The following is a 21,088-nucleotide window of genomic DNA, read 5'->3' on the forward strand; positions in this document are numbered from 1 at the left end:
AAACATTGGATACTTGGATATGGGTTGTTATAGTAATTGTCGCTTTAATCGGTGGTGTTGTAATTGGATTTTTTGCAGCACGTCAATATATGATGAAATATTTGAAAGAAAATCCACCAATCAACGAACAAATGCTACGTATGATGATGGCACAGATGGGTCGTAAACCATCCGAAAAACAAGTGAAACAAATGATGAACCAAATGAATAAAATGCAAAATAAATAATAAAGCCACTTAGCAAAGTGCTTTCTGACTATAGACAACTCATTTATATTTGAGTTGTCTATAGTCTTTTTTTATGAACAATCCGGCCAAATTATAGAATAATTATGTAGTTGAAACTTAATATTGCTTAAATCGTAATAAGTATTAGAGTGAGGGATATAAAAAATGTATAACCATGAATAAGCCACTGAGAAAGGTGAGATACAAATGAAACAATATCAATTCAATGATGTGTTATACATGAAAAAAAAGAATGCTATTCAAGTGGAAAACAGGGAGAAAGAGAGTGTTGGAACCATTGAAGAAGCAGATATTTCAAGATGTGAAAAGGGAAGTGTAGTGTCATTTACTGCTCACAAGGGATCCGAAATTAAGATCGGGATTAAAAAACGAAATATCAAAAACTTTCTTATTGCTACATACATCATTGAAACAGAAGAGAAGACCTATTTTTTGAAAGATAAGCAAGGGAATAGCCTACTCTACTTTTGTGTTTTAGGAAATATTGATGAACAAGACATACGAATTGAGGAAAATTGGAGCAACGAGATAGAAGTGAAAATAAATCAAATTCATATCGCTACTATTAAACCAAATGAATTCACGCTTAAAACAACTATACTCACTGAGGACCACATTTGCGAATCATCTTTACTTTTTGCTGTTATTATTTTGATGTACTTTATGTATAAAATTTATAAGAATGAATCCGAATCTATTGAAAATATATTTTTGGATTAATATAGGTACAACTAGGTACTCAAGTATAATCTTAAAGTCTTAATATAGAAGCATTCAATTGGATTCATTGAATTTTAGGATTAGTCGATTGTTTTTGTATTTTCTACTAGTAAAGGTGTTACTCTGCGTATCGAGTAATGTCGAACGATATTTACAAATCCAATAATGCTTTTCTTAATTTCGCTAATTCGAAGTACTCTGCATCATTTCATACCTTTCAATATCATACGGATTATGTGTATATTCTATCCCGAACTGAGCTGTCGAGCGAACATGTTCTAATAACTTTAATTTATTTTCCATATATAATCCTCGCCTTATTAATGCAAAATCCCCAATTGATATAACTCCTTTTATTACATTATTAAATTGGAATATTTTTTTATACTATCTAAAAACCAAATGGAAATGATTTCTAAGCTTCTAGCGGACGTTTTCCATGAAATGAGCGTTAAGATCATCATGTTCAATGTCCAGCTACATTAAAAGAAGATGACCCAAGTATTAAAGGTCATCTTCTTTATCTGTTAGAAAAATTTAGAATCAGTTATTCGTAAAAGTTTGTATCGGATTCTCTTCTCCTAGCAGGTCATATTGCTTTAAGAAATCTGAGACGATTTCCTCATATTCCTTGCTGTTCTCATTAAACGATTTAGCATGAGCCCCAATATCAAATAGCTTTAACATCTTTGGACCTCTTTTCTTTTCATATAAGTCCTCAGTCATTTTCGGTAGTATAAAATCGTCCTCCAGGCTATGAATAAATAGGACAGGCTTTTCAATTTTGTCTACTACATCAATGGGGGATACTAAATTCAGGGTGTACCCATCTCGAAACTTTAAGAAAAAATTTGCAAATCGGATTGCTAAGCTTGAACGAAGAGGGGTTGTTTGAGTCATAATGTGATACACTTGCTCTTCAAAGTTGGAAAATGCACAATCGGAGATATAGAAATCTGCATCATCCACAATGGAACCAGCATAGAGAAGGGTGGTGGCTGCGCCCATGGATTCTCCATGTATACCAATAACTGCATTTTCACCTGCCCTTTCTCTAACGGCTTCCACAATAGCCTGTAAATCCATTTTTTCATAATAACCGAAGCTTGTCGTTTTTCCACCAGAATCCCCATGTCTACGGTGGTCATATACAACACTATTAAATCCCAGTCGTTCAAACATCCTAACAAATCTAAGTGAATTGATCTTGTTCTCTGTAACGCCATGACAAATAATAACGTAGTTACTCGTTTCTAATGGCTCGATGAAAATCGCTTTAAGTGAGTATCCGTTTTTAGAGGGGATCCATCGCTCTAATTTATTTACTGCTGTATACCAAGCTTCATCAAATCGTTTGGATGTAAGCTCCCGGTTATAAATAAAATCATCTTCTTTTTTCTTCATATACATAAGTTTGTTTGTAAGAAAAAAGCCGAATATAGTAGCAACAGCAGAAATAATACTTGTAAAAATACTCGTCCAAACAATTACTCTTTTTCTCAAGGTCAACACCTACTTGCTTTTAAATAGTTTATACATACCTGTTTCAATTGGTCTGGACACATAAGGAGAAATTATGTCGACAGCGTTTAATAATTCATCTATGTCGATATTAGTGGTAATATCCATTTTATGTAGCATATTCACGACATCCTCAGTTGCTACATTGCCTGTTGCACCCGGTGCAAAAGGACACCCCCCTAAACCACCAGCCGAAGTATCGAATCGAGATACACCTGCTTGTAACGCTGCAAATATATTGGCAATACCCATTTTGCGAGTATCATGAAAATGGGCAGTAATTAATGTATGAGGAAACTCATTTATTAACGTATGGAAAAGTGCGTAGCTTTCTTTTGGATTCGCCATTCCAATAGTGTCCGCCACGCTAAGCTCTTGTACACCCCATGACACAAATTCCTTACATAGTTCAGTTACTTTTTCCGGATCGACTGCACCCTCAAAAGGACAATAAAAAGCAGTGGAAATACATGCACGGACAAAATATCCGTCTTCTATTAATTTTTCTACAAGAGGCTTTAATTCATTCATACTTTCTCTAGTAGTTTTGTTAATATTTTTTTTATTAAAGCTATCTGAAACGCCAACAAAAACAGCGACACTTTTAGCTCCATTTTCCAATGCTAGGTCTATTCCTTTTTTGTTTGGTGTTAGTACAAATTGTCTACCCACTTTTTTCGCATTTGTAACAATTTCTTTTGCATCACTCATTTGTGGTACCCATTTAGGTGACACAAAGGAGCTTAGTTCCATTTCCTCTACCCCAGCTTGTTGAAGTTGCTCGATAAATAACAGCTTTACATCAGTTGGTACTACATTTTTTTCATTTTGTAGACCATCCCGTGGACCTACCTCGATAATTGTCACTTTTTTTGGTAAACTATACATATTCATCCCTCCCTCTTTTATTGTAAAGAAAGGTTGGTTGAACAAGCAAATTTTAAAATTTTTGTTTCATAGTTTTATTGAAAATAGGGGATATGAAGGAGGAAATTCACGTGACAAATGAAGTTGTAATCGTAAGTGCAGTTAGAACTGCTATTGGTTCTTTTCAAGGCGCACTAAAGGATGTTCCGGCAACAAAGCTTGGAGCAATTGTAATTGATAAGGCTTTAGAAAAAGCTGGAGTTTCTAAGGAATCAGTGGATGAAGTAATCATGGGGAATGTGCTTCAGGCTGGTCTTGGACAAAACCCTGCTAGACAGGCTTCGATACAAGCAGGTTTACCACAATCCGTTTCGGCTTTAACTATAAATAAAGTATGTGGTTCAGGTCTTAAAGCAATACATTTGGCAACACAAGCGATTATTGCTGGAGATGCAGATATAGTTGTTGCTGGTGGTATGGAGAATATGAGTCAAGCTCCATATCTATTAAAAAATGCTAGAGAAGGGTTCCGAATGGGCGATCAAAAAGTAGTAGACAGTATGGTTTCTGATGGTCTATGGTGTGCTTTTAACGATTACCATATGGGAATAACAGCAGAAAATCTTTGTGACCGCTATGATATTTCACGTGAGGAGCAGGACAAATTTTCTGCTCGGTCTCAAGCAAGAGCAGCAGAAGCTGTAGAGACCGGCAAGTTTAATGATGAAATAGTTCCTGTTGAGATTCCTCAAAGAAAAGGCGAGCCTGTTATCTTTGATAAGGATGAATATCCGAAAAAAGGGTCAACAGAGGAAAAGCTAGCTGGTTTGCGTCCTGCTTTTAAAAAGGACGGTTCAGTTACGGCTGGAAATGCTTCGGGTATTAACGACGGCGCAGCAGCTGTTGTCGTAATGTCCAAACAAAAGGCTGAAGAACTAGGCTTAAAACCATTAGCTACAATTCTTGCTAATGCATCTGCTGGAGTAGATCCAAGCGTGATGGGAATTGGACCTGTGGAAGCAGTGAAAAAAGTGTTGAATAGATCAAAACTATCCTTAAGTGAAATCGAGCTAATTGAAGCAAATGAAGCTTTTGCTGCTCAATCTATAGCAGTAGATAGAGAGCTTGCCTTCAATCATGATATACTAAATGTAAATGGTGGAGCAATTGCTTTAGGTCATCCAATCGGTGCGAGTGGTGCTCGAATTTTCGTTACTTTACTTCATGAAATGGAGAAAAGAGATGCTAAAACGGGGCTGGCGACACTTTGCATAGGTGGAGGACAAGGCGTAGCCACTATTGTGAAACGCTCATAAAGTAGGTGAATAATATTGGCTAAGAAGAAACAAAAAAGACAGCAACAGCCTAATTTTAAATCTTCAGCTGTAAAAGAAGATGGGAATTCTCTTTCAGATCAGCTTTCTATGGATGTGCTTGCTAAGTTAAAAGAAACTAAGAAGCAATTAGTCACAGCTGAGCAAGAGAAGGAAGAAGAAAGACAGGCACAGCTTGCTTTTGAAAAGAAACAAAAAGAAAAAAACAAATCCTTCGAAGAATTGCTCGATGAGTATGGCTTTAGTGGTTCTAAGTTCTAAAAAAAATGAATGGCCCCTAGAATTTTGCGGACAGCAAAATTTTAGGGGCCATTTTTGAATCATAATGAGTGAAAATTTATAACGATACTGACCAGGTAATTTACTTCAGAGGACTAAAGTTTTTTCACTTATGAACTAGAAATTGATTATATGAACTTATATTTATCTCCACTTTAATGTAAGAAATACTTTACTTTATGTCTGGTTTACTTTACATTAAAGGTAATTAAAAAACAGTGGAGGGAATAAATGGAGATAAAGAATCGTTTAAAAGAACTGAGAGCAAGGTCTAACCTTACACAAAAGGACTTATCAGAAAAAGTAGGTGTAACGCGTCAGACTATTGTCTCGCTGGAGAAAGGAACCTATGTGCCATCGCTGTTACTCGCGATGAATATAGCGGAAGTGTTTCAGGAGCCAATTGAAAAAATCTTTTTCAAGGGGGATGGCAAATGAAGATTGTTCTATTTGAAAGTATCAGCAAAATCATTATTATAGGGGTGCTTGCATTTGCAATGGGGTTTGCTTATGAAAACATCTGGTTGATGGATGAATTTGATAGAGGGTTGTCAAACGGTGAAGTTATAAACGTGGAAGTAAAATTTAGTTGGTGGCCATTTATCCTCAGTATTTTATTAATGATACTTCAATCAATTCTGTCTCTAAGATTGAAGTCAAAAAAAAGGGCAGACATCCTTTTGAAGTTTGGAGAATTTCAAGATGGAGATGAACGGGAGCTGAGCATCACCAATAAAGCATCCAGAGCTTCTCATGTTGCTTTTACATTGAGTGCAATTACTGCAATGTTGATTATGGTTCTTTCTACAAATTACATTTATCTACATCCTGCATTTCCTATCTATTTATTTGCAGGAACAATAGTTGCTTCCGGCATAGCTTATGCTATAGCATGGTGCGTTGAATATTATAAGTGAATGAGGTTGAGAGAAAAATAAATTAAAGAAACGTGAAATCTGTAGCTTGATTTCACGGTTTATTTGTTTAAGAAGCCAGCTGATTCTTGTAAGACAATCTTTTTGTTCGTAGAGAAGGTGGCGACTCCTAGGGGACAAGCTCGAGGGAGAGACTACAGGCTAAGGCCACGTGCCCCCAGGAAAGCGTCCACCGTAGCGGAGAACTACTGGGTTCGAATTTCTTCTCTATTATGAACTTTCAATTAAGCAAAAAATAAAGCATTAAAATCTATTAAGCTTGGAGATATATTTCCAAGCTCTTTTTTCTGTTCCTTTTTAAACCCACCTGTAGCTAACGTCATCCTACAAATATAAAAGTTTATAAAATTTTCAAATAACTAATTGATAAAAATACCCAGTTATACTATGATTATCATAACAATATTATAGACAGGTAATATACATGTCTTTTTTATAGAGGAGTGACCGTTAAATGAGGATGGCAAAAGTGGGGGTTCTTTTAGATAGAGAGGAAACCGAAAAACAGTGGAAGAAAGGGGAAAATGTATTTGACCGCTATTTGGAAGAGATTCTTGATCATGTAAGACTGCCTTATAAAAAAATAGATTCAATCGAGGAGCTTGACTCCTTTGATTTAATGATGGTGGCTTGTTGCCCTAATACAGAAGCTGCTCAAACTAAAATTTTAGATTATGTAGAAAATGGAGGTACAGTAATTTCATATGGCGATCTTCATTGTCTAAAAGAAAGGTTAGGCTTCAGTTCCCATTCTATTCCTGCTATAGGCTATGCAGAGCTTTCTTCTTTTCTTAACCAGTCAACGTCTCTTCGTTATTTACACGCGGATCCATGGGTCTATTTTGGAGATCAGTTAGAGATCCAACAATTTGGAGCGTTACTAGAGGGCAATGGAGATGCCCTTCTTCAAATTAAATATGGAAAAGGGACCATTGAACGCTGGGCCGTCTCTATTCCCCAAACAATTGTAGGCTTACAGCAAGGTACTGCTCCTATAACAGAAGACGGAGTTCCTGCTCCCGACGGAAGTGCAAACTTGGATGAGGAGATATTAAAGGCGGACGACGGCTTTATGCTCGATTGGGACCTAGACCGAACGGTTACTGAAACAGGTATGCCTTATTTTCCCCATCCGTATGCTGATTTATGGAGAGAAGCGTTAATAGAGCATTTGGTAAAGTGTGCTCTCGATAAAAATCTTACGCTTCCTTTCATTGATTATTGGCCAGCAGGAGTAGAACATGTTGCTTTAATCTCTCATGATAGTGACTTGAACGTGGACGAATCAGCACAAATAACGTTAGATACCCTAAAGGAAGAAGGCGTGCAATCGACTTGGTGTATGATTGTGCCTGGATATAATCCTTCTATTTACAATCAAATCAAGGCAGATGGGCATGAGCTAGCTCTACACTATAATGCATTAGAATCAGACAATGGAATTTGGTCAGAAAGTGCCTTTCATGCACAGCTTACTTGGTTGCAGCAGACAGTGGGTATAGAACAAGTGACGTCCAATAAAAATCACTATACGAGGTTTGAAGGCTGGGGAGAATTTTTTACTTGGTGTGAGAAATATGGAATACAGGCTGATCAATCGAGAGGTCCTAGCAAAAGAGGAAACATAGGCTTCTTATTTGGCACGTGTCAGCCTTATTTCCCTATCGCTTGGGCCGATGAAAAAAATCGAATGTATGATGTGCTAGAGATTGGTTTTCTGACCCAAGACTTGAACCATAATACGTTAGCGGATGCGACGGTTATCGAACCATTTTTGGAAGGAGTCAAACGAGTGAATGGAGTTGCTCATTTCCTATTTCATCAAATCCACATCTATCAGCAACCGCCAGTACGCGAAGCGATTACCCAACTAATCCGTATGGCAAGGCAGCAAGGCTTCTCGTTCTGGACTAGTAAGCAAATTAATGATTGGGAAAGAGTAAGACGTCAGGTTAAAATTATAGAAGTATCTGAAGAGAATGGTGTGGTACTTAGTGAAAATTCGGTTGCCGATAAGCTCGTTATTCTAATGCCCGTTCCAAAAGAAGATGCACAAACGGTCAAACGTTTTGGGCTGCATTGTAAGATGGTTTCTGCTACAAATCACCTTTTAAAGGAAGCGTAATGTTGGAGGGTCTAAAAATGAAAAACAACACTTTAGCGATTTTAGGTGGGCAAAAGGTTAAAACGACTCCATTCGGGACTGGGAAACGCTTTGGGATGGAGGAAGCAACGGAGCTACTAGAGGCACTAGAGCAAAATACACTCTTTTATCATTTCGGTAGCAAGGTTAAGAAATTTTTAGCAGATTTTAATGATTTATATCATGTGAAGTATAGTGTGGCTACCTCATCTGGAACTGCTGCGCTGCATGTTGCTCTAGGAGCAGCTGGTATTACAGTCGGTGACGAGGTCATAACTAGCCCAATTACAGACCAGGGTACTGTAATTGGTATCTTATATCAGAACGCTATACCTATATTTGCCGATTTAGAGCCAAATAGCTATAACATGACAGCTGAAGCCATTGAAAAGGTAATCTCACCTAAAACAAAGGCGATTATTGTTGTTCATCTTGCTGGAAACCCATGCGACATGGATTCCATTATGGAACTTGCTAGAAAGTACAATGTAAAAGTGATAGAGGATTGTGCCCAAAGCTATCTCACTACTTACAAAGGGCGCTTAACTGGCACAATTGGTGATTATGGATGCTTTAGTACAAACGACTTTAAGCATATATCTACAGGCGATGGCGGAATTGTTACTGTAAATTCCGGGGAAGAGGAAGATTACTTTACCACTCATGCATTTGCAGATAAAAACTATAAAAGACATGACAAGGAAGTTGTAAAAGATATTCAATATCTGGCACCTAACTATCGTATGACAGAACTTCAAGGTGCTGTTGGTATTGCGCAGATAAAAAAACTGGATTGGATATGTACGCGAAGAAATAAGCTTGGAGAACGATTGAGTAGTGGAATACAGAATACCAAGGGCATACGGCCAATGAAAATAACAACTGGGGGATGGTGCAGCTACTGGTTTTATATGCTAACGCTCGACTTAGATGTGTTAAGCTGCACCCGTGAAGAGTTCTCAGCGGCACTTACAGCAGAGGGTATTCCAAATTCACCAGGGTACATTCCACAAGTGTTATACGCACAAAGCCTATTCCAACAAAAACAGGCTTACTTAAATAGCGAATATCCTTTTAGTCTAGGTGAGTATAGTTATCAAGCCGGTAGCTGTCCAAATGCTGAAGAAATTTTGAAGACAGCGATACGGTTAGATATAAATGAGTTTTTTAGTGATCATGATATAGAGGATATGATTACTGCCTTAAATAAGGTAGCTGCCCATTATTGCGTCTAAAGGAGAGCCTATATGTATAACAAACTTATAGATCATGGAACTCCGGTTGTCGCGGAGGAGGAGCGAACAGCTGCTATATGTACGAAGGAACAAGCGAGTAAATTAGTAATTGCGGCCAAGGGCTTTGTGTTAATAATCGACTTAGAAAAAGGAACAAGCAAGCAAGTTTTCTTTCCACTGGAAAATAAAGAATACCCTTTTGCCTCATTTAGTAGTGGAGGCTTATTTTATACGGGGGCAGGTAAGATGCTGCTCGTGTTAGACCCTTTCAAAGAGTGCTTTGTGGATTATCAAGTAATAGAGAATGGTGAGGAAATAGTCGGTTTTAGCTTTGCAGAGGACAGTGAGGGAATGATTTATTTCACTACATACCCTCACTGTCACTTGCTTTCCTATGATAGCAAATCGCAGCATGTTGTAGATTACGGCTCTATGCATGCCGAGGAAAAATATCCAGGAACAGTAGCGCTTGATACGCACGGATGGGCTTATATGGGAATTGGAACTGAGAAAAGAGATATAATAGCCTACCATTTAATAACTGGCCAGAAAAAGAGTTTGCTTTCCTCTCATCAAAGGCAGAAGGGAGCAGGCTATGTATATCTTGGAAACGATGGTACTGTCTATGGACACATAGAGGCATCCGACTTAAAGAATGTGTTAACGGCCTCTCAGTGGCTAAAGTTTTCTCAGGGAGAATGTAATCCAGCAGCGGACGTTGCACCTTCTAGTTTTGTAGGAACAGGATTTCAAAAAGTCCACATTCCAGATGAATCAAATTATCAGATCGAGCACTACAGCTTATCTGAAGGGCTTGTTCAAATTAGTCATAAGGATAGTGGGATACAGAAAACGATTCATTTAATATACCATTCGGAGGGAGCGGAGCTTTCAAGTCTTTTTCTCGCTCCAGACGGATTTATCTATGGTACGTCCATGCACCCTCTACAATTTTTTCGGTATGATCCAACCAAAAACTCTCTTCAAAATTTTGGAGCACTAGAAAAGGGAGGGGGAGGAAATATTTGTGCCTATGCTTCCCATGAAAATCTGTTAGTGGGAGTGGCATACGCAGGTGGAAAGCTATATGTTCACGATTTAGATCAGCAATCTTCTATTCCTCGTTTAGTTTTAGAAGAGGATCAGATTCATCGACCTCGCTGTGCCCTTGCCTTGAGTGGAACGAAAGAAGTAATATGGGGTGGGTTTCCGGGCTATGGACTAGTTGGTGGTGCCTTGGCAATTTATAATATGGATACAGAAAAGCAGGTCGTAATACGCAATGAAGATATATTACCCTTTCACAGTACTATTTGTCTTAGTGAGCTCAGTAAAGGAGATATTATAGGGGGCACAAGTGTAGAGGCACCTGGAGGAGCAGTATCAAAAGAACAGGATGCACGCTTATATATGCTTGATCGAACAACCATGCAACTAAAATGCAGTTTCGTACCCTTTAAAGGGACACGAGAAATTATTGCTATTTATACAGATATGTATAATCGGGTGCATGGTGTTACTGGGCTAGGAATGTACTTTATATGGGATACTGAAATGAATTCTATTCTTTCCGGAAAAGATCTATCCAGTTATGGGGAACCGATTCGTTCAGGCTTCGTTTATGACGAGCCTAATCACACGCTTTACTGTCTTATGTCAGACGCACTTATTGCGATTGATGTTAAGCAACCATGCCCCGAACCAATACTTAAAAAAGGGTTAGAAGCTAAAGCGAGCAGTGGTACTGTTCTATTTAATGGAAGAGTTTACTATGGTAGTGGCAGTCATTTATATAGTGTAAGTATAGAATGATGGGGTGAAGAAATGTATGCATTGTCCACTTTACATCAACAGGGTGCGCCTTCTCTTTTGCGATTAATGGAACGTAAAAGAGATTGGGAGAACAAAAGAGATGCAATCGAAAAAATTTGGTTACAATGTATTGGTGGGGTCCCACCTTTAGTACAGACACATTTTGATATAATCTCTTGGAAATCGTATGAAGATTACTATTTAATAAAGATAAGGTACGACACTGTTTTCGACGATATGGTTCCAGCAAACCTGCTAATACCGAAAGGAAGTAACAGCAAAAAGGTTTCTACTAAAGATGACGCCATAGAGGTTTTGAACTCTAGTCACAAACAATATCCCTCCGTTATTGCGCTTCATCCAACGAGCGACAACGGGAAGGATGATGTAAGTACAACAGAGGGACGGCAAAACAGACAATATGGACTTGAGCTTGCTAAGAGAGGCTATGTAGTACTTGCCCCAGATACGATAACAGCTGGAGAACGGGTGCGACAGGACGGAAAGCCTTTTCAGACAGCAAGCTTTGACGCCGCATATCCGAACTGGTCTGCAGTAGCTAAAATGCTTGTGGATCATCAGCAGGGAATAAGTCTATTAGAGAGCTTAAATTGTGTAGACAGCGATAAAATAGGGGTGATCGGACACTCACTTGGAGGCTACAACGGTTACTTTTTAGCTGGCGTAGACCGTAGAATAAAGGCAGTAGTATGTAGTTGTGGATTTTCAACATTTGCAGGAGATCCGGAGTTACATCGTTGGGGAAAACGAGATTGGTTTAGTCATATCCCCCAGTTAAGTAACTACATAAATGATGATAAGGTTCCTTTTGAATTTACTGAAATAGCTGCATTAGTGTCACCTACTCCTTTTTTTCTATGGATGGGGCAAAATGATTCTATTTTCCCCCATTGGAAACCAGCTGCTGAAGGACTTTTTGAACTAAATTCATTGTATAAGTGGATGGATTGTACAGAAAAAATCCAAACATTAATAGGGAACTCGGGTCATGACTTTCCCTATGAAATTAGGCAAGCAGCTTACTTATTTTTAGATAAATGGTTAATGAAATAAAACTACCAACCTTGCACATGTTATGATAGATTCATATCTTTATATAGCGCCAATTTTGGCAGGGGAGTTGTAAGCATTGATAAAACGACAAAGTGACTTTGAAAGTCGTTATAACAAGTTTATCCATGAGGTAAAACAAGAGATTATTACAGGGAAGATTAAACCTGGGGAATTTATATTGCCAGAAAATACATTAAGTAAAGAATATGCGCTTAGTCGAGTTTCCATAAGAAAAGCGTTAGCAGAGCTAGTGGAAGAAGGGCTTATAGAAAAAATAGCAGGAAAGGGAAACCGGGTAACCCTGCCTGATGATACACAAAAGCAAACATTAACGCTTGGTTGGTTTTCAAACTCCTATGAGATTGAGGTTATTAAACAAATCATTCAGAGATTTGAACAGTTGAATCCTTATATTAAGATAAATCTCGAAATCTTACCTAATGATCAGTACGTTTATAACCTTATGCAGTCGTTTAAACATGGTACTGGCCCGGACGTTTTTATGGTTTCAGACTATCATTATAGACAGCTGATGGAGACGGATCACTTAGATCTTATAGACCCCTATTTACCAGCACATATAGATCCGATGAAGGATAGTTATCACCAAGTTTTTCGAATGTTTTCAACGGAAAACAAAATGCATGTTACCCCGTTTGTTTTCTCGCCAGTAATGATCTGCTACAACAAACGCATATTTGAAAAAGCAGGCGTCCTAAACGATTTTCATATAGAAGATTGGAATGATCTGTTAGAGGTGTCCAGAAAAACAACACATGAACTAAATGAGGATAATTTAGTGAATGAGTATGGTTTTTGTTTTTCCTCCTCTACTAACAGATGGCCAGTTTTTCTATTACAAAATAAAGGAAGCTTTAAAGATTCAACCGGAACTAAGCCGGTGATGAACAGTAAGGAAAATATAGAAGCGTTAGAGTTTTGTGTAGATTTAATGTACAAACATCAGGTTTCCCCTATTTTTTCACATGGTAGCAACGACCTCGCTGAGAACCTGTTTATGCGAGAAGGGGCAGCGATGATTTTAACTACCTATTATTTTATGAATGAATTCAGAGACCATAAGATACAATGGGATGTAATTCCACCGCCTAAAAATAAAGAGGTAGGCACACTTTTACTTGGAGGGGCACTTGGTGTCCATGTAGATAGTCCAAATAAGCCAGCTGCACATGCACTGATCGATTTTATGGTTAGTGAAGAGGCACAAATATTGATAAAGAAAAATGGATGTACGATTCCAATGCTGCGAAAGGTTGCAGAAGACAATAGACTCCTCCAGCCGGATATTCATCCAGAGCATTACAATGCCTTTATTGAAACGATGCCAGACGCTAAAACGATCAAGGATTTACACCTAACGATTGAAGAATTTGAGTTAATTGAACGAGAAATGCATTTTTTATGGGCAAATATGGAGAAACCAGAGGAAACATGCCAAAGAATACAACAGCTTTTAGAATAAGATAAAGTAGTTTTAAAGGTAAATAATCATTTATTGGTATAAGAGATGAATTGAAATTCTAAGCCATTAGCCTGAGAATATGAATTCTATTGTATAAAAAGTATGATTCTTTCAATGAATTCATAAAGTAATAAGAAATAAATTGAGATGAATGAAGATTTTAGGCTGAGAAGATTGAATCTTTAAAAGGTTAGATAAACACGAGGTGAATGGTATGGAGCTGACAGGCTGGAGAGGAACGCTATATCGATACATGGACTGGGGAATGCGGCTTGCCTATATAAACATCCTTTGGTTAGGCGGAATCATCTTAGGACTAGGCGTTGTAGGGTTTTTCCCAGCTACAGTTGCTATGCTATCGGTTATACGCAAATGGAGCTATGGTGAAGAGGATATAAAAACCTTTCGTTACTTCAAGGATATATATAGAAAAGAATTGTTGAAAGCTAATATCTATGGTTATATTTGGTTTATTATAGGCGTTATTCTTTTTGTAGATTTGCAGTTTTTTCGTAGCCTTCCAAATATACCAGCCTTAATAGCATCATTTTTCTTCTTTATATTAGGTATAATTTATTTGATCGCTTTATTGTATGCTTTTCCACTTTATGTCGGTTATCAGATGAAGCTTTCCCAGTACTTCAAGGATTGTATTTATATCGTTTTGGCCCATCCTTTGTTTGCGGTGTTCATGGTTTTAGGTTTTTATTTCCCCTATTATTTAGTCATGAAAATTCCTGGACTCATACCTTTTTATAGTGGGAGTTTAATAGGCGTTACTTTAATATTTCTATCCAATAAACTGTTTAAAATTATTGAATCAAAACAGCAAGAGCCAATTGAATATAAGAAATAAATAATTTTAGAAAAATATTGAATAAATGTAAAATTTAAACTAAAATTGGTAATATAAATACAGGTATTATACAGGTAAACAAATTGGTAAATAGCTTTAAGGAAAGGGGAAATAAGTTATTGTTACTCAAAATAAAGACGCTGAGACAGTTGTTCCGACAGTAGCTCACGTCAAGGAAAAACCAAAGCCCCCAAATAAAAATTCTATTAAGCAAAAACTGTGGCGGGATCGGTATCTATTGCTACTTCTTTTGCCAGGTGCCCTTTACTTTTTAATCTATCGATATATTCCTATGATTGGATTATTGTTAGCATTTAAAGATTATAGTCCATTCCAAGGATTTCTTAAGAGCCCTTGGGTTGGATTAAAACACTTTCAATCCATTTTTGAAGACTCGGAGGTTATACAAGTAATTTGGAATACACTTCAGATTTCCATGTTACAAATTATTTTTGCATTTCCTATTTCCATTATTTTAGCACTTATGCTGAATGAGTTAAGAAACCAAATGTATAAACGATTTCTGCAGTCTGTTGTATATATGCCTCACTTTCTTTCTTGGGTTGTGGTAGTTGGAATAACTGTTATCTTTCTACGAAGTGAAGGTTTAATAAATAACTTTCTTGGATCTTTTCTAGATATGAATCCTATCCCTTTTCTAACAGATCCGGCGCTGTTTAAACCGATTGTTGTATTGCAGGTCATCTGGAAGGAGTCTGGATGGGGTACCATATTGTTTCTAGCTGCCTTATCCGGCATCAGCCCTCATCTATATGAGGCAGCTGTCATGGATGGTGCGAGTCGCATGAGACAAATTTGGCATATAACATTGCCTGCATTAAAAAGTACGATTGTTATTTTATTAATCCTTCGTTTAGGAAACGTGATGGACAGTGGTTTTGAACAAATCTTTCTAATGCTAAATCCTTTTAATATGGAATCGGGTAATGTTCTCGATACGTATGTTTATTTTAAAGGAATACAGCAGGCGAATTTTAGTTTTGCAACAGCTGTTGGTCTATTTAAAGGAATAATTGGCTTGATTTTAGTGGTTCTTGCAAATAGGCTTGCTAAACGATTTGGTGAGGAAGGTCTATATTGACCATTTGAAAGATTCAAGTTGACGTGTCTTTATGGAAGACTATCATCTGGAAGGGGGTATGTTCATGTTTAGGTCTTCAGGGGAAAAAGTAATGGATTTTTTCAATGGTACAGTTCTCTTATTAATCGCAGGAGCCATGCTTTTTCCTTTTCTATATATTTTCTCGGTTTCGTTTTCTAGTGTTAGTGATGTATTAAATAGTGATTTCTTGTTATGGCCAAAGGAATGGGTGACTGATGCTTATACGTATATATTAGGCTCTGATCAATTTATTCGTTCGTTGTTCGTAACGGTATATATTACTGTCGTTGGAACATTAGTAAATCTATTTTTTACTACGACGATGGCTTACTCGCTAACTAGAAATATTTTAGGGCAACGAACAATTCTTTTTCTAGTATTGTTTACGATGCTATTTTCAGCAGGGATGATCCCTACCTATATTATTGTAAAGGAAACGGGATTATTAAATTCCTTATGGGCTCTTATAATTCCTGTGGCGATTAGTCCATTTAATCTGATCATTATTACACAGTTTTTTAAAGGAATTCCAGAGGAACTGACAGAGGCGGCATTAATAGACGGTGCAAACGATATCCAAATATTTACTCGCATTATTTTACCTTTGTCGAAGCCAGCCTTGGCAGCATTCGGTTTATTTTACGCAGTAGGTCATTGGAACAGTTATTTCTCAGGGGTTCTATATTTAAATGATCCTGCAAAATGGCCGATTCAAGTAATTTTAAGGCAAATTGTAATAGTCAATGAGCCTAATGCGGCACTAGGGGGGCATGCAGCAATGCTGGAAAATCTTCCACCTCCCGAAACCGTTCAGATGGCTGCTATATTGTTAGCTACTTTACCGATTTTAATCGTCTATCCATTCTTACAAAAACACTTTGCTAAAGGAGTGATGCTTGGATCTGTTAAGGGGTGACTTTCTATCGCAATGGACATCGAGAATTTATTTACACCAGACAAAATAGTAATGGAGGGGTTAATGTGAGAAGTAAGCAGTGGTTTTATGGTTTTCTAATTCTTATCATTGGTCTAATTTTAGTAGCTTGTACCGATGAAAATGCCCAAACTGAACCAGCGAAAGAGCCGGAAAAAGAGACAAATAGTGCAGAACCAAACAAAGAGGAAACGGCAGTAGATCCGTTTGATCATACAGAAAAGTACACGATTACGGGAATGACATTTCGTTTCGGTGATCCACCACCACTGAAAAGCCCGGGTCTTGATATGATAAATGAACGCTTTAACGTGGACTATAAGCCGGAAATTATTCCTCAGGGGGACTATATTGAAAAGTCGTCTGCTATAGTTGCTTCTGGATCTATGCCAGACCTAATCGGATTTCCAGGAACAGACACTCGTTTTTATCAATGGGCAGAGCAGGGAGCATTCCTGCCTTTAGATGATTATCTTAAGCATTATGACACACTAGGGAAAATCCCAGAATACGTTTACAACTCTTTTAAAGTGAACGGGAAGATCTATGGTATTCCACGTTACTCTCAACCGTACCCTGTAACACCAGTTATTCGTAAGGATTGGTTAGATAAGCTTGGTTTAGAAGTTCCTACTTCTTATGAAGAACTGGAGAAGGTAGCGATAGCTTTTACGAAGGAAGATCCAGATGGTAATGGAAAAGATGATACTTACGGCGTTGCAATTGGTGAAAATATTAACCCGAACTTTAATATGGGAACTTACTGGGACTTTAACGCTTGGTATCACCAAGATAAAGAAGGAAATTACATCCCAGGAATTATTTCTGACGGTAGAAAAGACTTGATCCAATTTTTTGCTAACCTTTATAAAGAAGGAGCGATGACGAAGGATTTTGCAGTTCTTGATTGGGCTAGCACGAACACGGAGTTTTACTCTGGAAAAGCTGGAATCTTTGTTGGGGGAGTTTCAGGTATGTCTGAAGCCTATTTCGAAGGTCTTTTAGCAGCAAATCCAGATGCACATTTAATAGCAATACCTCCTTTTGAGGCTCCAGATAAGTCCAAGGGCTTCACTATTGGATCTGGTTATTCAGGTATTCTAGCTTTAAATGCTAACATGGCTGGAGACGAAGGTAAGATTTTCCGTGCTTTAGAAATGGTTGACTTTGGTAAAACATATTACCCAAGGGATACAAAAAATCCGGATAACGCCGATTTCGATTTCTATTTAGGTGGAGAAGGAAAAGGGTATAACATGGAAAATGGGCAGGCTGTTCAATTGCCAAATTTCTCATCTGATGGACTTTCACCTTCGACTTACTTCTTAGACAATCGTGAGCAAGTACCAGAAGATGCAAATATCACATATGCAGATGATTACAAAATGCCAGAAATGAAGGAAATGGTTCAATCTCTTCAGGAAATGTTTGAATCTAACAAGCTTTATGTAGATCCTTCATACGGAGTAATGTCTCCTACAAATCAGGAGAAAGGCACTGATTTAACACAATTCATCATGAACGAGCAAGCAAAAATGATTGCTGGCCAAAGACCAATCTCTGAATGGGATAGCTTGGTTGAGGAATACATGAAACGTGGAGGAGAACAAATTATTAAGGAAACAAACGAAGGAATTAAGGCAAAGGGCTACACAGAAAGAGAATGGAAATAATATAAAATAGAAGAGCAGCTCCAAAAGTCATTTAAAGACTTTGGGGCTGCTTTTTTTGAAATAGCTATGTAAAAGGGTATGGTTGATTAATGTTGCAAGGAATCTTTAAATCAGAAAGTAGAATTGATTTTTCGTACCAGCCGGACGCTTTTTCGCGGAGTGAGCGATAAGCCATCACCCATCGCTTACGCGCGTGGTTGTGATGTCTTATCTGTCTCACTCAACCCTGCTTATGTCGCCGTCTGGTGCTCCAATCAATAAATGGGAACGGCTCTTTAATTCATCGATAAAGTGCTTATAAATTTACTTGCATAAACAAAATTTATGTTCTTAATAGTCATTTGAATGTCACTTCTGTAATGTTTACAATCACTATAAAAAAATGAAGTTTTAATCAAATTAACCAATAACTTTAACGAAGCTTTAGAAATTAACAAATATTGACTTCGTTTAAGAAATTTAACTTTCTAATGCTGAACTCTAATTTATTTATTGAATATTTTGAAACTAAAATTCTAGATATACGTAAATTAATGACGAGAAAGTTATTATATACTTTCATATAGCAAAGGGGGGAATGATTAATGAAGAAAAAATTACTTTTGGTTTTTATAGTGTTACTGCTACAGACAGGCTGCTCATATACTTTTAGCATAAATAGTACGGAGGACTTTATAGAAAGCGTTCCACATCCAAAATCAACTGAGATATTGGATAAACTGCAAAAGGAAGATTATGAAGTTGTGTTTTATGAAGATGAAACAGGATTCCGTATTGGATATAAAAAGTCGGTTGATGAATATTGGACACATACTGGAAACGGTGAGATAGATCCTGGTGACGGTATGGACTGGGTAATGTTTAATAATCCAAAAGTACCTTTAACATTGGTTGGAGGAATTATCACAAATGATCAAATTACAACCGTGCTTGTGAAGCAAAAAACAATAGAGAAGGGAGCTACAATTGTTGAGATTTCTGAAGGATTAAGATGTTGGTTTGTTACCTTTGATGCTTTAGAAGAAGCAGATGCTGGGGAACCAGACCCATTGAAAATCGAAGCATTTGATAGTAATGGAAATGTTTTATGGAAAGAGGGTGTTTATGAAGGTGGGCATTTTAGTGGGAAAATAACTAATTAAATTTTACTTTCTCATCCAATTACTTATAGAACTAATTAAAGAGCCGTTATACGATGTTATGGGGGACAAAACTAGTGAAAATACATATATTTGGTGCTTCTGGATCTGGGACAACTACCTTAGCGAAAGCATTATCCGATGAACTTTGCTGGACCCATTTGGACACAGATGATTATTTTTGGTTAACAAAATATACGGAGATAAGAGAACTGGAAGAAAGAAAAGACCTCCTGGAAAGAGATTTAAACTCACATGGAAATTCAATCTTATCTGGAGCAATATGTGGTTGGGGAGACGATTTAAAAACTTATTTTGATGTAGTCATTTTTTTATGGATTCCTTCAGAAATTAGATTAGAAAGACTAGAGAAAAGAGAATTTCAAAGATACGGAAATGACATTTTAGCAGGTGGACCCAAGCACGAACAATACAAGGAGTTTATGGAGTGGGCTGGGTTATATGATCATGCGGGATTGGAAGTGAGAAGTAGAGCCTTACACGACGATTGGTTGAAGACATTGACTTGTCCAGTTTTGCGGATAGAAGGAGATTATACTGTCCAAGAACGTGTAGATATGACAAAGAGCTTTTTGCAGAAAAAATAAGGATTACTACAATAATCTACTAGATTACGACAATGACAAAGTAGTTTACTACAATCAGAAGCTATTTTACGACAATCAACCAATTATTTACGATAATCCTCCTTTTCATAAGAAAAGCTCCTTGATTTGAACAAATTCAAGGAGCCTAGTGCTATTTTTATATTCGATGCTCTGAATAAGTAGTTTTTTTCGTTATTTCAGAAGCTTTTGCTAGTAAGTCATCAGGTATCTTAGCTTGATACGCCTCGATTGTTTCCAATAATTGCTCGGGTGAACTCGCTCCAACGATTGCAGCGCCACTTTGCAGGACATAGTGAAGAGCTATGCTAGTTAGTGATGCATTTAAAGACTTTAGTTCCCCTATAGTGTCTAGTAGCTCCTTGTTTGTATAAGAGAGGTAGTCGCCTGCTTTTTTAGCACGAATAAGACCTTCATCTTCGGTCAGCATACCTTTTGCAAGCGAGCCTCTACTAAGCAGGGTAGTCTCGTTTTGTTCCAGTAAGTGTAACCACTCCTCTGGTCTTCTATCTAGCAAGCTATATTGCATCATAACCGATACTGCATTGCTTTTTTGTAGGAAGCGGTTAATAACATTCGGTCTGATAGAAGAGATGCCGTATTCTCTAATTAGGCCTTCCTTTTTTAAAGATTCCATCGTATCGATCACTTCATCCACATTGTCATCCATTGTCCCGCCGTGTAGCTGGTACACATCAATATAATCTGTTTGAAGGCGTTTTAGGGATTCATGTATCGCCGTTTGAATCCATTCTTTTGAGGCATCCCAATGCCAGCCATCACCATTTTCGTTTAGTCGATTACCGACCTTAGAGGCAATAACTATGTCCTGACGATGAGGTTTAAGAAGAGTACCTAGAATCTTTTCGTTTTCTCCACGGTCATACAAATCTGCCGTGTCATAATACGTAATACCATGTTCCATAGCCGTTTGAATAATCTTTTCGGCTTCTGTAATGTTTGTGGGTAGTGACATACAACCAAGTCCGATTTCTGAAATAGAGATTTCACTTTTTCCTAATTGTCTTTTTTCCAAGATTATCACTTCCTTTCCTACATGGTACAATGAGAATTAGATAGATTCAA

At 37.5% G+C, this 21,088-nt stretch carries 21 protein-coding genes; 17 read left to right on the forward strand and 4 right to left on the reverse strand.

Annotated features, from left to right (window positions below):
- Nucleotides 1-5 precede the first annotated feature (5 nt).
- Complete coding sequence (locus Q0371_RS14570) at nucleotides 6-227, forward strand: YneF family protein (RefSeq protein ID WP_144537029.1); 222 nt, start codon at nucleotides 6-8, stop codon at nucleotides 225-227.
- 207 nt (nucleotides 228-434) lie between these two features.
- Nucleotides 435-968: a hypothetical protein gene (locus Q0371_RS14575; RefSeq protein WP_298472274.1), complete on the forward strand. Its 534-nt coding sequence runs from the start codon at nucleotides 435-437 to the stop codon at nucleotides 966-968.
- Between the two features lie 183 nt (nucleotides 969-1,151).
- Here Q0371_RS14575 and Q0371_RS19220 read toward each other — a convergent pair whose 3' ends face one another.
- From Q0371_RS19220 to Q0371_RS14585, 3 genes are all read right to left on the reverse strand, one after another.
- On the reverse strand, nucleotides 1,152-1,271 hold the full coding sequence (locus Q0371_RS19220; protein WP_340883751.1) for an NUDIX hydrolase N-terminal domain-containing protein: 120 nt from the start codon (nucleotides 1,269-1,271) through the stop codon (nucleotides 1,152-1,154).
- A gap of 240 nt (nucleotides 1,272-1,511) precedes the next feature.
- Nucleotides 1,512-2,471, reverse strand: a complete 960-nt coding sequence (locus tag Q0371_RS14580) for an alpha/beta hydrolase (RefSeq protein ID WP_169360808.1) — start codon at nucleotides 2,469-2,471, stop codon at nucleotides 1,512-1,514.
- A 9-nt stretch (nucleotides 2,472-2,480) separates the two neighbouring features.
- A complete protein-coding gene (locus tag Q0371_RS14585) occupies nucleotides 2,481-3,377 on the reverse strand; it encodes a hydroxymethylglutaryl-CoA lyase (RefSeq protein ID WP_298472276.1) in 897 nt (298 codons plus the stop codon).
- 92 nt (nucleotides 3,378-3,469) lie between these two features.
- Here Q0371_RS14585 and Q0371_RS14590 point away from each other — a divergent pair, with 92 nt between their 5' ends.
- From Q0371_RS14590 to Q0371_RS14660, 15 genes are all read left to right on the forward strand, one after another.
- Complete coding sequence (locus Q0371_RS14590) at nucleotides 3,470-4,672, forward strand: acetyl-CoA C-acetyltransferase (RefSeq protein ID WP_298472278.1); 1,203 nt, start codon at nucleotides 3,470-3,472, stop codon at nucleotides 4,670-4,672.
- 15 nt (nucleotides 4,673-4,687) lie between these two features.
- Nucleotides 4,688-4,951, forward strand: a complete 264-nt coding sequence (locus tag Q0371_RS14595; RefSeq protein WP_298472281.1) for a YqkE family protein — start codon at nucleotides 4,688-4,690, stop codon at nucleotides 4,949-4,951.
- 249 nt (nucleotides 4,952-5,200) lie between these two features.
- Complete coding sequence (locus tag Q0371_RS14600; RefSeq protein WP_093496836.1) at nucleotides 5,201-5,407, forward strand: helix-turn-helix transcriptional regulator; 207 nt, start codon at nucleotides 5,201-5,203, stop codon at nucleotides 5,405-5,407.
- Nucleotides 5,404-5,886 carry a hypothetical protein gene (locus tag Q0371_RS14605; RefSeq protein WP_298472286.1) on the forward strand — a complete coding sequence of 161 codons (483 nt, stop codon included), beginning with the start codon at nucleotides 5,404-5,406 and terminating at the stop codon, nucleotides 5,884-5,886. Before Q0371_RS14600 ends, Q0371_RS14605 begins: the two co-directional genes overlap by 4 nt.
- A gap of 472 nt (nucleotides 5,887-6,358) precedes the next feature.
- The gene (locus Q0371_RS14610; RefSeq protein WP_298472288.1) at nucleotides 6,359-8,029 is read left to right on the forward strand and encodes a hypothetical protein; all 1,671 of its coding nucleotides are present in this window, start codon (nucleotides 6,359-6,361) and stop codon (nucleotides 8,027-8,029) included.
- A 17-nt stretch (nucleotides 8,030-8,046) separates the two neighbouring features.
- Complete coding sequence (locus Q0371_RS14615; protein ID WP_298472289.1) at nucleotides 8,047-9,282, forward strand: DegT/DnrJ/EryC1/StrS family aminotransferase; 1,236 nt, start codon at nucleotides 8,047-8,049, stop codon at nucleotides 9,280-9,282.
- A gap of 12 nt (nucleotides 9,283-9,294) precedes the next feature.
- Entirely contained in the window at nucleotides 9,295-11,094 is a 1,800-nt protein-coding gene (locus Q0371_RS14620; RefSeq protein ID WP_298472291.1) for a hypothetical protein, read from the forward strand.
- A gap of 12 nt (nucleotides 11,095-11,106) precedes the next feature.
- Entirely contained in the window at nucleotides 11,107-12,168 is a 1,062-nt protein-coding gene (locus Q0371_RS14625) for a dienelactone hydrolase family protein (RefSeq protein WP_298472293.1), read from the forward strand.
- Between the two features lie 76 nt (nucleotides 12,169-12,244).
- Nucleotides 12,245-13,651 (forward strand): extracellular solute-binding protein, encoded by a 1,407-nt coding sequence (locus Q0371_RS14630; protein ID WP_298472295.1) that lies wholly within the window; start codon nucleotides 12,245-12,247, stop codon nucleotides 13,649-13,651.
- Between the two features lie 214 nt (nucleotides 13,652-13,865).
- Nucleotides 13,866-14,507 carry a YesL family protein gene (locus Q0371_RS14635; protein ID WP_298472297.1) on the forward strand — a complete coding sequence of 214 codons (642 nt, stop codon included), beginning with the start codon at nucleotides 13,866-13,868 and terminating at the stop codon, nucleotides 14,505-14,507.
- Nucleotides 14,508-14,712: 205 nt separating this feature from the next.
- Nucleotides 14,713-15,609, forward strand: coding sequence for an ABC transporter permease subunit (locus Q0371_RS14640; RefSeq protein WP_169360831.1), 897 nt, complete (start codon nucleotides 14,713-14,715; stop codon nucleotides 15,607-15,609).
- 64 nt (nucleotides 15,610-15,673) lie between these two features.
- Entirely contained in the window at nucleotides 15,674-16,546 is an 873-nt protein-coding gene (locus tag Q0371_RS14645) for a carbohydrate ABC transporter permease (protein WP_298472299.1), read from the forward strand.
- A gap of 65 nt (nucleotides 16,547-16,611) precedes the next feature.
- Nucleotides 16,612-18,237 (forward strand): extracellular solute-binding protein, encoded by a 1,626-nt coding sequence (locus Q0371_RS14650; protein ID WP_298472301.1) that lies wholly within the window; start codon nucleotides 16,612-16,614, stop codon nucleotides 18,235-18,237.
- A 584-nt stretch (nucleotides 18,238-18,821) separates the two neighbouring features.
- On the forward strand, nucleotides 18,822-19,379 hold the full coding sequence (locus tag Q0371_RS14655; RefSeq protein WP_298472303.1) for a hypothetical protein: 558 nt from the start codon (nucleotides 18,822-18,824) through the stop codon (nucleotides 19,377-19,379).
- Between the two features lie 53 nt (nucleotides 19,380-19,432).
- Entirely contained in the window at nucleotides 19,433-19,984 is a 552-nt protein-coding gene (locus tag Q0371_RS14660) for an AAA family ATPase (protein ID WP_298472305.1), read from the forward strand.
- 157 nt (nucleotides 19,985-20,141) lie between these two features.
- Here the strand turns inward: Q0371_RS14660 and Q0371_RS14665 are convergent, their stop codons facing one another.
- Nucleotides 20,142-21,038 carry an aldo/keto reductase gene (locus Q0371_RS14665; RefSeq protein WP_298472307.1) on the reverse strand — a complete coding sequence of 299 codons (897 nt, stop codon included), beginning with the start codon at nucleotides 21,036-21,038 and terminating at the stop codon, nucleotides 20,142-20,144.
- Between the last annotated feature and the right edge of the window lie 50 nt (nucleotides 21,039-21,088).

Source organism: uncultured Psychrobacillus sp. (assembly GCF_938022135.1).
GTDB lineage: Bacteria > Bacillota > Bacilli > Bacillales_A > Planococcaceae > Psychrobacillus.

What these genes read in the sequence shown, in the direction of transcription:
- Q0371_RS14575 (WP_298472274.1), top strand. Translation starts at nt 435, where the DNA reads ATGAAACAATATCAATTCAATGATGTGTTATACATGAAAAAAAAGAAT.
- Q0371_RS19220 (WP_340883751.1), bottom strand. Translation starts at nt 1,271, where the DNA reads ATGGAAAATAAATTAAAGTTATTAGAACATGTTCGCTCGACAGCTCAG.
- Q0371_RS14585 (WP_298472276.1), bottom strand. Translation starts at nt 3,377, where the DNA reads ATGTATAGTTTACCAAAAAAAGTGACAATTATCGAGGTAGGTCCACGG.
- Q0371_RS14590 (WP_298472278.1), top strand. Translation starts at nt 3,470, where the DNA reads ATGAAGGAGGAAATTCACGTGACAAATGAAGTTGTAATCGTAAGTGCA.
- Q0371_RS14600 (WP_093496836.1), top strand. Translation starts at nt 5,201, where the DNA reads ATGGAGATAAAGAATCGTTTAAAAGAACTGAGAGCAAGGTCTAACCTT.
- Q0371_RS14605 (WP_298472286.1), top strand. Translation starts at nt 5,404, where the DNA reads ATGAAGATTGTTCTATTTGAAAGTATCAGCAAAATCATTATTATAGGG.
- Q0371_RS14610 (WP_298472288.1), top strand. Translation starts at nt 6,359, where the DNA reads ATGAGGATGGCAAAAGTGGGGGTTCTTTTAGATAGAGAGGAAACCGAA.
- Q0371_RS14615 (WP_298472289.1), top strand. Translation starts at nt 8,047, where the DNA reads ATGAAAAACAACACTTTAGCGATTTTAGGTGGGCAAAAGGTTAAAACG.
- Q0371_RS14620 (WP_298472291.1), top strand. Translation starts at nt 9,295, where the DNA reads ATGTATAACAAACTTATAGATCATGGAACTCCGGTTGTCGCGGAGGAG.
- Q0371_RS14625 (WP_298472293.1), top strand. Translation starts at nt 11,107, where the DNA reads ATGTATGCATTGTCCACTTTACATCAACAGGGTGCGCCTTCTCTTTTG.
- Q0371_RS14635 (WP_298472297.1), top strand. Translation starts at nt 13,866, where the DNA reads ATGGAGCTGACAGGCTGGAGAGGAACGCTATATCGATACATGGACTGG.
- Q0371_RS14645 (WP_298472299.1), top strand. Translation starts at nt 15,674, where the DNA reads ATGTTTAGGTCTTCAGGGGAAAAAGTAATGGATTTTTTCAATGGTACA.
- Q0371_RS14655 (WP_298472303.1), top strand. Translation starts at nt 18,822, where the DNA reads ATGAAGAAAAAATTACTTTTGGTTTTTATAGTGTTACTGCTACAGACA.
- Q0371_RS14660 (WP_298472305.1), top strand. Translation starts at nt 19,433, where the DNA reads ATGTTATGGGGGACAAAACTAGTGAAAATACATATATTTGGTGCTTCT.